The 10618-nt window shown below is 46.6% G+C and carries 9 protein-coding genes; 3 read left to right on the top strand and 6 right to left on the bottom strand.

Annotated features, from left to right (window positions below; all coding sequences use genetic code 11):
- Nucleotides 1–292: 292 nt before the first annotated feature.
- A complete protein-coding gene (thrS, locus tag H6F50_RS16005) occupies nt 293–2119 on the bottom strand; it encodes a threonine--tRNA ligase (RefSeq protein ID WP_190411609.1) in 1827 nt (608 codons plus the stop codon).
- Between the two features lie 173 nt (nt 2120–2292).
- On the opposite strand from thrS, the gene H6F50_RS16000 reads away from it, so the two are divergent.
- Both H6F50_RS16000 and H6F50_RS15995 read left to right on the top strand, forming a co-directional pair.
- Nucleotides 2293–2622 carry a DUF2605 domain-containing protein gene (locus tag H6F50_RS16000; protein WP_190411610.1) on the top strand — a complete coding sequence of 110 codons (330 nt, stop codon included), beginning with the start codon at nt 2293–2295 and terminating at the stop codon, nt 2620–2622.
- A gap of 119 nt (nt 2623–2741) precedes the next feature.
- Nucleotides 2742–3056, top strand: coding sequence for a DUF2973 domain-containing protein (locus H6F50_RS15995; RefSeq protein WP_190411611.1), 315 nt, complete (start codon nt 2742–2744; stop codon nt 3054–3056).
- 117 nt (nt 3057–3173) lie between these two features.
- Here the strand turns inward: H6F50_RS15995 and H6F50_RS15990 are convergent, their stop codons facing one another.
- The gene (locus H6F50_RS15990) at nt 3174–5471 is read right to left on the bottom strand and encodes an amylo-alpha-1,6-glucosidase (RefSeq protein WP_190429456.1); all 2298 of its coding nucleotides are present in this window, start codon (nt 5469–5471) and stop codon (nt 3174–3176) included.
- A 428-nt stretch (nt 5472–5899) separates the two neighbouring features.
- Here H6F50_RS15990 and H6F50_RS15985 point away from each other — a divergent pair, with 428 nt between their 5' ends.
- Entirely contained in the window at nt 5900–7399 is a 1500-nt protein-coding gene (locus H6F50_RS15985) for a glycoside hydrolase 100 family protein (RefSeq protein ID WP_190429455.1), read from the top strand.
- 7 nt (nt 7400–7406) lie between these two features.
- Here the strand turns inward: H6F50_RS15985 and H6F50_RS15980 are convergent, their stop codons facing one another.
- The 4 genes from H6F50_RS15980 to H6F50_RS15965 form a co-directional block, all read right to left on the bottom strand.
- Nucleotides 7407–8456: a glycosyltransferase family 4 protein gene (locus H6F50_RS15980; protein WP_190429454.1), complete on the bottom strand. Its 1050-nt coding sequence runs from the start codon at nt 8454–8456 to the stop codon at nt 7407–7409.
- Nucleotides 8457–8531: 75 nt separating this feature from the next.
- Nucleotides 8532–8894, bottom strand: coding sequence for a hypothetical protein (locus H6F50_RS15975; protein WP_190429453.1), 363 nt, complete (start codon nt 8892–8894; stop codon nt 8532–8534).
- Between the two features lie 138 nt (nt 8895–9032).
- Nucleotides 9033–9209 carry a hypothetical protein gene (locus H6F50_RS15970; RefSeq protein ID WP_190411616.1) on the bottom strand — a complete coding sequence of 59 codons (177 nt, stop codon included), beginning with the start codon at nt 9207–9209 and terminating at the stop codon, nt 9033–9035.
- A 227-nt stretch (nt 9210–9436) separates the two neighbouring features.
- Nucleotides 9437–10618 (bottom strand): cytochrome P450 (locus H6F50_RS15965; RefSeq protein ID WP_190429452.1); only part of this gene is annotated, 1182 nt, incomplete at its 5' end.

Raw genomic sequence — 10618 nt, 5'->3', positions numbered from 1 at the left:
GTGAGGACGTAGCACCTCCATCATTTGCTCAAAAATCTCGGGATGCACTCCGCATCGCCCCTTGAAAGCACTTGGCGTGAGTTGTTTGAGTTGTTTGTAGGTCATGCGGCTTTCCTCCTTAACCTACTTTTACCCACCTTCCTTCTATTCACGCAAGAGGTCTATTTAACCCCTCTTTGCAAGCAAAGAGAGACTGGGCTGGGGTGGCATTTTTGCTGTTATTGAGATGCACCCAATTGAAAAAGGGCACTCTTTTGGAGTGCCCCTATATGAACTATGAACTGGCAACTTCTTAAAAATTGTCGAAGTTAGCGATCGCGTTTTTCATCTTCTCCAACACTTCTTCTACAGGAATGACCCCCACATCGCCAGCCGCGCGGGTGCGAATACTCAGGCTATTTGATTCCAGCTCTTTCGCCCCTACCACCGCCATGACAGGGATCTTGTCCTTTTCGGCATTGCGAATCATTTTGCCCATGCGATCGCCGCTGGTATCGACTTCCACGCGAATACCGAGCGATCGCATCTTCTGTGCCACTTCCTGAGCAAAAGGCAACTGGGCATCGCTCACCGTCAGCAATCGCGCTTGGACTGGCGCTAACCACAGCGGGAAATCCCCCGCATACTCTTCAATCAAGATCCCGATCAGCCGTTCCAAGGAGCCAAAGGGAGCGCGGTGAATCATCACCGGACGCTTCCGGGAACCATCCTCCGCCACATATTCCAAATCAAACCGTTCTGGCAGGTTGTAATCCACTTGGACAGTACCCAGTTGCCACTCGCGGTCTAGGGCATCGCTGAAGATAAAATCTAGTTTAGGACCATAAAATGCTGCTTCGCCAATGCCTTCAAAGTAGTTCATGCCCAGGGTTTCCACGGCGCGGCGAATCGCACCTTGAGACTTCTCCCACGCTTCATCGGAACCAATGTACTTATCTGAAGCCGGATCGCGGAAACTGAGTCGCGCCTTGAAGTTTTTCAGTTGCAGACTCTTGAACACCGACAGAATCAAATCCACAACTTTCAGGAATTCGCTGTCTAGCTGTTCTGGCGTCACGAATAAGTGAGAATCATCCACCGTGAAACCGCGCACCCGCGTTAAGCCGCCCAGTTCCCCAGATTGCTCGTAACGGTAGACGGTGCCAAATTCCGCCAGACGCATCGGCAGTTCCCGATAGGAACGCAACTCGCTCTTATAGATTTGGATGTGGAAGGGGCAATTCATCGGCTTCAGTACGAATCCCTGTTCTATCGCCGCCGCCTGCTCATCTTCCGCCATCAGCGGGAACATATCCTCTTTGTATTTCTGCCAATGTCCGGAAGTTTTGAATAAATCGACTCTGGCAATGTGAGGCGTCACCACCTGCTGGTATCCCCGTTTCAGCTGTTCCTGCTTCAGGAAGTCTTCCAGAACACTTCGCAACACCGTTCCTTTCGGCGTCCACAGAGGTAACCCCGGCCCCACCGGATCTGAGAAAATAAAGAGTCCCAGTTCTTTGCCGAGTTTGCGGTGATCTCGGCGTAGCGCTTCTTCCTTGCGGCGCTTATATTCAGCCAGTTGTTCTGGCGTTTCCCAAGCGGTGGCATAAATGCGCTGGAGTTGAGCTTTCGTTTCATCCCCCCGCCAATAAGCACCGGCAACACTTTCTAGTTCGATTGCCTTCGGGTTCAACTCACTGGTATTTTCCAAATGAGGGCCAGCACACAAATCCCACCATTGATCCCCCAAGTGGTAGATGGTAATTGGTTCCTCAATGTCTTCTAATATTTCTAGCTTGTAAGGCTCATTAATTGTCTTGATCCGACCTTCAGCTTCCTCGCGACTGACTTCTTCCCGAATCACTGGCAATTTCCGATTGATGATTTTGACCATCTCTTTCTGGATGGACTTCAAATCTTTTTCGGTAAATGGCTCTGGATTATCAAAGTCATAGTAAAAGCCGTTTTCTATCCAAGGGCCGATAGTCACCTGCGCTTTGGGAAACAGCTTTTGCACCGCCATTGCCATAACGTGGGAAGCGGTGTGACGGATTTTCTTCAACGATTCAGATTCGCTGGTACGGGGCAAATACATTTTTTCTGGCTGTTCTTGAGACGCTGGAGATTCTGAGACGCTCATCGGCGGTTCCATAAGGACGAAGAAACGGGCAATTAATCGGGTGTTACTGCCTCTATCATACCGAGGTTGTTTTTCCCTGGCGATGTGGTTGTTGTTTAAGAGAATCTAAAAATATTATTACGAATTGTAAACTACGTTAAGATTAAATTTAGATAGTATTCGGTTTTTGATTCATGGCTGCTTCCAACTTGCCTGAAAATGAATTGCTGAAAACGGTATTACAACCGCTCTTAGAAGATTTTCAGTATTGGTTTGCGCGATCGCGCGCTCTCTTAGAAACTGAAGAAATTACTTTTTTAAGTGCCCAACAGCAATCCGACTTACTGGATCGAGTCAAGCTTGCTCACGCGGAAGTCAGCACCGCTCAGATGCTCTTTCAAGCGACTGATGCTCAAGTTGGCATTGAAACGTCAGTTCTGATGCCTTGGCACCAGTTGGTTACTGAGTGTTGGCAGGTGTCGATGCGCTTCCACGCTGAGCAATCCACTTCCACGAACAAGTAAATCTAAGGGCGAAACATTTTTACGGAAAATCCGGGGGCAAGCATTACCGTTTCGCCACGAATGCGAAAGCCCCTATTGACGAACATCCCATTAGACTGTGCGGCTTGGAGGAAAATCGTATGTTACACCTGCTTTATTTAATTGCCTTTACTGTTCTGGCGTTTCTTGCTATAGGGAATATGCTCCGCAACTTGTTAACCATCAGTAGTATGGATTCTCAACGGCGCTACCCACCAGGGATGCAGTCCCAATTTAGAGATTCTCGCTCTCCTTATGGGTCAATCCCACACCCGGAACTATTAGATGATGCCGGGAACCCGATTAATGAACCGCTTCTCGTGATGCGTTCCATGACCGTAGAAGACGCCCGCGAACAATTGGACGCCCTCTATAAATCTTCTCCCGGTATCAATGGGGACACCGAGGAAGCATGAATCAGAGCTATTTCAAAAGTAAAATTGGATAATTTAGCCGAAAAATTAGCAAGGTTTTTTAGAGACTGGCAATCAGCTTGATAGAGCTAGGTGGGCATTCCCCACCCAGCTTCTAAATCAAGCTTCAATCACAACCCGCAAATTACCGCGTTTTTTGGCAACCCGACAGGCAGTGGTATTGCCGGAGCGCTCAAATTCCAAATCCAGCAAAGTCTGCCCCACTCTCAAGTTCTGTAGCGCTAGACGATTAATCGACTCCGGCAAAGCAGGATCGATAATCCGCAAGCAGTTATTGGGAGCATCGGGGACTAAATTTACCATCATTTGCAGCAACTGGAAGATACTGCCGGTTGCCCAAGCTTGAGGAGAACAAGCGACGGGATATTTGACCGTGGTGTTATCTTCTGTGCGTTCGTAACCGCAGAAAAGTTCTGGCGGTCGTTGATAAGGTTGCTGTAAAGTCATATCCATTAAAGCTTTGGCAAGTTCCAGCGCTTGCTCGATTAGACCGAGCGATCGCACCCCCATCGCAATCATGGCATTGTCGTGAGGCCACACAGAACCGACATGATAGCCCATCGGATTATAAGCCGGTGACAAACTACTGAGGGTGCGAATTCCCCAGCCGTTGAACATATCCGGTGCCCGTAGCCGTTCCGCGACGCTATAAGCTTTTTCTGGTGTCAAGATGCCCAAATACAGACAGTGACCGGGGTTTGAAGTAATACTATCAACCTGATTGCCGTCGCCATCCAAAGCCAAGGCGCAGAAATCTTCCTCTGGCATCCAAAAATCCCGATTGAAGCGATTCTTCAAATCTCTCGCCTCATCTTGCCACCTGTCGGCTAAATCAAGGCGCTTCTTCATGCGGGCAATTTCTGCCAGACGGATTTTGGCAGCATAGACATAAGCTTGCACTTCACAAAGAGCGATCGCGCCCATCGCCATCTGCCCCTTGCGATTCACAATACAGTCGCCAGAGTCTTTCCACCCCTGATTCGCCAGACCCCGCTTCGATTGGCGTTGGTAGATGAGATAACCCGTTTCCTTGCTGTTGCGGTCAATCCAATCCATTGCCGCCAAGGCATTAGGCCACAATAGCTCCAGGGTTTCCCGATCGGCTGTCCAGGCAAAGTGTTCCGCATACAGCATTAACCACAGCGGTGTCGCATCTACGGTGCCATAATAAGGCGTATGAGGAATTTCTTCACAACGCGCCATTTCACCCAAACGCAGCTCGTGCAAAATCTTCCCAGGCTGTTCATCGCGCCACTCATTATCCGTCTTCCCTTGGTATTCAGCCAAGATCGTTAGGGTTTCGCGGGCAATTGTAGGATCGAGTATCAGCGTTTGCGACGCCGCAATAATCGAGTCGCGCCCAAACAACGTCGAAAACCAAGGCACCCCAGCCGAGAGTACCTTCCCTTTGCCGAAAGACTGGCGCAGTAAATAAGTATCCTGCTCGGCTCGCTCGATCGCTCGATTAAACGTGTTTTTGTCTGAGCGAATCCCGGTTACGTGTTGACGCCACTCCTGCTGTTCCGATAACTCTGCGGCTCTAGCCTGTACCAGCGTGACTGGGGCAGATACCCTAGAAGTGGGACGGTTATTGGTACGCATTTGCAGCCGATAGCCCAGTTTTTGGGTTTCGTGAGGCTCCATCTCCAGCTGCCAAACTGCCGTATAACCACTGAGAGTGTCTGGCTGGCGATGAACAAACTCGATGTGCGATTCCATTACAGAGCCATCCAACCCTTGATAAGCGAGCGTCATTTCTTGCTTTTCGGGTTCTGCGGCTTGACTTTTAGGCACGGCTCGTAACAGCTGCCCCTTGTTTTTTCGACCGTACCCCCGGACTACAAATAAGTCCACAAAATCCGCATCAAAGCTGAGACTCAGTTGAAAGCGAATGGAACTGGTGCTGTAGTTGGAAACAGTTAATTCTTCAAACAGCGCTCCATTTAGGACAATTTCTCGGTTAATTCCGATGGTGTCGGCTCGAAGAGGTGCAAAGTCAAAAATTGCCCCGCCGTCAATTTGCTCATTTGGCTCTAATTTATCCCCTCCCTCTAATCGCTCTCCTCCGTCCATGCTGGGATTGGTACACAGAACTGAAAGGGCAAATCCTTTGTCAGCTGTGCTACTGAGCAAGACGGGGGAGCGTCCGTTAATTTGCAGTTCCAGGCGACTAAGGAACCGCGTATCGGCGCAGAAAAGCCCCATGCTGGCATTCATGTCATCGCCTAAACACCCGGCAATGTTGCCCAGGGTATCGGTGACTAAAAACAGGTCATTGTCTTTAATAGTAAGAGTCGGTTGGGGGCGCTCGCCAAGAACGCAAGGCCACTCTGGAATGGGCAGCTCTTGTGCGGGAACAAAGGTTTTTCCGTCCAGTTCAAGAATATCCGGTGCCATGAATCAGGTTTCTGCTCAAGAATACAGGGTCTTTGTGAGGTTTTAATGAGGGTCACAGAATCTAATTTAAAACCTTATCCATCGCTACTGATATCCAGTAGAGGAGCGAGGTTCCGACAAATGTGACCTTTTTATACTTCTACAAATCTAATCAACGATCCGCTCTATCGTTCGGAGAGAACAAAATTTCCAATTTTTTTCCAACTCTCTTACTGCGGACGGATTTTTTCTTCGCTCAACCTGGTCAATCATGCCCTTTGCGGGGATGACGGCGTTAAATGGAAATTCAACAATACACCACACCCTGCATTCTATAGTACGCTCTATTTAAGGGATTATGTTGCACAATTCTCTGGCTTAAAAGTATCTGTGATGAAGCAGCATCTCGTATAATAGATTGCTCTAGAAATTAAGGAGGTTCGCATCTGATGGGAGTAGAGGCACTGGAAATAGAAGCATTACAAATACTGGTGGATTCGCTTATCTCTTATAAAGGACGGCTGGTTGGAACTCCAGCCGCTCATACTTATAAAAAAGATAAAAATGAAATAAATATCCCCAAAAAAGTTAGTAGAGATACGCTGAATTATGACCAAGTTTTTATTCGTGATTTTGTTCCAGTAGCACTTTTATTTTTAGTCAAAGGTGAATTTTCCGTTCAACTTGATAACAAAAAAGAGGTGACAGTCAACGGCAAGGAAATTGTCAAAAATTTTCTAGAAGTAACGTTAGAACTACACCAGCAAGAAAGATCCGAAACTTTTTTGAATACGGGTCGAGTTTTAATGCCAGCTAGCTTCAAAATTATTAAGAATAAGAAGGGCAAAGAACACTTAGACCCCGATTTTGGTCAGCACGCGATCGCTAGAGTCACGCCGGTTGATTCTAGCCTTTGGTGGATTATCCTGTTGCGGGCTTATTGGAAAGCAACGGGAAACACCACCTTAGTCCATCAAACCGACTTCCAAGAAGGGATCAGGTTAATTCTGGAACTTTGTTTTAGCGATCGCTTCGATCGAGAACCGACGCTCTTAGTTCCTGATGGAGCTTGTATGATTGACCGTCGGATGGGCATCTATGGATACCCTCTAGAAATCCAAGTTCTATTCTACGCTGCCTTGCGTGCTGCGGATGAGCTACTCGATCGCAAAAATCACAACAATAAAGATATTCTCTCAGCAATACAGAAACGATTGGGTTCTCTCGCGAACCATATTCGGACTGAGTATTGGATGGATATGGATCGTCTAAATCAAACCTATCAGTACAATGTTGAAGAATATGGCGCAACCGCTATCAACAAATACAATATCTATGCTGCCTCCATTCCTTACGCTAATTTAGACGAGTGGCTGCCAGACGACGGGGGTTATTTAGTCGGGAATATTGGCCCATCGCAGATGGATTTCCGATTCTTTTCGGTGGGTAACTTGATGGCGATTGTTTGTTCTTTAGTGACCAACGATCAGTCCGAGAAAATCATGAATCTCATCGAAAGACGGCATAAAGAGCTACTTGGGCAAATGCCGTTTAAAATCTGTTATCCAGCCATAGAAGACGAAGATTGGAGAATTTTGACGGGTTGCGATCCTAAAAATAGCCCTTGGTCGTATCACAATGGGGGAAGTTGGCCTGTTTTGATGTGGATGTGGGCAGCCGCCGCTCGAAAATTGGGTCAAGATGCAAAAGAAGAAGAATATATGCAGTTTGCAAAAGCAGCAATTGAAAAAGCTGGAAAACGGTTGCAAAAAGAAGATTGGCCTGAATATTATGACGGGAAAAGCGGTCACTTAATTGGTCGAGAAGCCAGAAGGCATCAAACCTGGACTTGTGCCGGGTATTTATTAGCAAAAGAATTGATGACACCCTCTGGTTTAGATCCCTTAGAATTAATCAAATTCAAGGAAAAAACTTATGCCAAAAATTAGTAATTTGCTAGTGTTTTACTCCTTCCGGATTCCCCATTAGCGTCATTTGATAAGCTCGTTCATACTCATCCACCATCGTCTTGACGCTAAAGCGATTCAAAACGTAGTCTCGGCACGTCTGGCGGTTTAAGGTTATCGCTTGTGGAATTGCGTCAATCATTTCTTGCAGAGAGTGACAAACAAATCCACTCTTGCCATGCGCGATGACTTCTGGCACCGAACCCATCGCCATTCCAATCACCGGCGTCCCCGTTGCCATCGATTCAATCATTACCAAGCCAAATGGTTCCCGCCAGGTAATCGGGAATAGCGTCACGGTGGCACCTGCTAGTAACTGCGCCTTTTCTTCGTGAGAAACTTCACCGAGATATTGGATTTGTTCGCCATCAATCAGCGGTTTTATCTGTTCATGAAAATAAACTTTGTCTACCGGGTCAACCTTACCTGCCATTTTTAAAGGATAGCCGCTGGCACGAGCAATTTTTATTGCTCCTTCCGGACCTTTTTCTGGGGAAATACGTCCCACAAAGGCTAGATAGGGCGGTTCAATTGCTTTTTCCTGAAAGGGATATACTGCTGGGTCGATGCCGTTGTAGACCGTATGGATGTAATTTAAACCGAGTCGGGGTTCTCTCTGAGCTTCACTGATACTGATATAAGGCTCCCATGCAAATTGCCGGAATATTTTCTCATTATCTGGCGTGAAAATGCCGTGTGTGGTGTGTACGGTCGGCGTCTTCACAAAAGGCGTATAGGGCAGAGCTGCATAGCCGACATGGGAGTGAATAATATCAAAGTGATGCGCCTGTTGATAGACCTGAGAGAGCATCATTAGCTCATAAACTCCAGGCTCTTTAATCTTTGAATCTAAGCGCAGCGCCTGGTTATGCACTGACTTCATCTGAGCTTTTGTAATCGAGTCTCCAGAGGCGAATAATGTTACCTGATGACCGCGCCGAACTAATTCATCAGTTAGTAAACTGACAATGAGTTCAATCCCGCCGTAGCGAAAAGGTGGCACTCGTTCCCACAGCGGTGCAATTTGGGCAATTCTCATAAGAAAAACTGGAAGATGACAATCTTCAAAATCTTAGCTTAGTTTGCTCTGTTTAGAAACTAGATGTTTTTACCATTAGCGATATTTGTTGCGAATCACATTGCGGATACTCCAGTAAAAGTTACTCCACTCTTCTACGAAGGTTTTAAGCATGAGAAAAGCGAAAGATATAATTCCTACTGCAATCGCAGCGGCTTTTAAAAGGCTTATCTGGGCACCCGCTATTTTAAATATTCCAGCACAGACTAGAGCAATCATTCCTCCAATTATTAGGGATTTTACAGTTTTAAAAACAATAACGATAATCACCATAAATATAGATTCTAATCCTGAAAACAAGACATTTATCGCTTTAACTAACTCATTTCCATAACTTAAAAGTAACCAACTACTAATCCCTAAACCTGCACAAATTAGAATAATGTTAAGTATTATCATTATTTTGCCCTGATTAGTTCTTAACTAAAGATACTATGCTTCAACAAATCTGAGAATGAAGAAAACACTTAAAAGTTCCGGATTTTAACCAGCCTTTAGCTAAAAATACATAGAAATTGAGCATTTACTTCACCATATTTACAAAATCGTTGTTTTTCTCAATCTTAAACCAGAGGCGATCGCTACCAAGATAGCGATCGCTTCTGGATGTCCTGACTTTAAAAATTGCTGAATCCTGTAGAGGCGGGGTTTTCCCGCCGCTGCTGTGAATTGCAAGAGGACATGGGAAAGAAGATTTGGTACCAAGACTTGCATATTTTAAGCCCATGACCTTTTCATTAGAAGATAGGACTGAAGAGAAAAGGAATCAATAAGAGTCAGAACTGTGCAAATTTACTAGGGATTTTCACAAGCCATTTTTGCAGTGTATAGAGTCTTTTGGCATATCTTCAGCCGTACCTGTTAGTTTTCCAAGCGTTTCTTGTAAATCCTGATTGGACTGGCTAAAACTCAAACTGAATGACAATTGAGCGAGCAGTTATTTATGCAGACGTAGAAAGGGGCTGATGTATTTGAGTATTCTGGGGACGCTGACTGGTGATAAGCATCTGCATCGTTGCCGGGGGTGCTAAGGTAACGCCACGACGGACAGGTTTAACCGGACGTTGATCGGTGAGAGCTAGTTGATAACGCGAAAGCATCTTCGCCAGTACCAGCTTCATTTCAAACAAGGCAAATGCCATCCCGATACAACGACGATTGCTGCCACCAAAGGGCAAATATTCATAGGGAGAAAATTGCCGTTCCAAAAAGCGCTCAGGCTTGAAAGAATTTGCTTGGGGGTAAATATCCTCACGGTGATGAACCAGATAAATACAGGCAGCAAGCGGTGTACCGGCATCAAATTGATAGCCCATCAGTTGCACTGGCGATCGCGTAATTCGACCAAAAGTAAATATCGCCACTGGATAAATTCGCAACGTTTCCGAGCAAACAGCGTTGAGGTAGGGAAGTTTAGAAATGGCGCTGACATCTGAAACATCCCCAACACTATTCAGTTCCTGGAGAAGCTTGTCATGTACCTCTGGCTGACGGTGTATCCAATACAATGCCCAAGCGATCGCTGAAGCCGTGGTTTCGTGACCCGCCAACAGGAGGGTCATTAACTCATCGCGCAATTCTTCATCCGTCATTGGTTGCCCATCAGTATCCCGCGCAGACATCAGCAGCGTGAGAATATCTGTGCGATCTGGATCGAATTGCTCCCGGCGTTGCTGAATCTCATCGTAAATGAGTCGGTCAACTTGCTGCCGTTGGCGAAGAAATTTTCCCCAAGGACTCCAAGAACCCAAATCTCGTTGGAGTGATGGAAAAAAGAGGACGGCGGAGGAAAGGGGAGAACTCACAGCATCCAGCATCGAAGTAAGGAGTCCCTTGAGTTCCTGGAAACGCTGACCCTCATTGATCCCAAAGACAGCGCCTAAGATGGTTTCCAGAGAAATCTCTTGCGCGGTGGCACGAATTAGGAAGGGTTTGCCAATCGTTAGCCGATTTATGACTTCCTCGGTAATGTCACAAATCAACTTGCCGTAAGCTCGCATTCGTTCCCCGTGAAAGGGGGGAGTCAATAGCTGTCGCTGGCGCTGGTGGCGATCGCCATCTAGTAATATCAGAGATTGGTCGCCCAGCAAAGGTTGTAAAATCTTATTCCCACTACCGCTGTT

The organism is Coleofasciculus sp. FACHB-712, assembly GCF_014695635.1.
GTDB lineage: Bacteria > Cyanobacteriota > Cyanobacteriia > Cyanobacteriales > FACHB-T130 > FACHB-T130.
The sequence above is the reverse complement of the archived record's forward strand: the minus strand, read 5'-3'. Positions and strand labels throughout refer to the sequence as shown.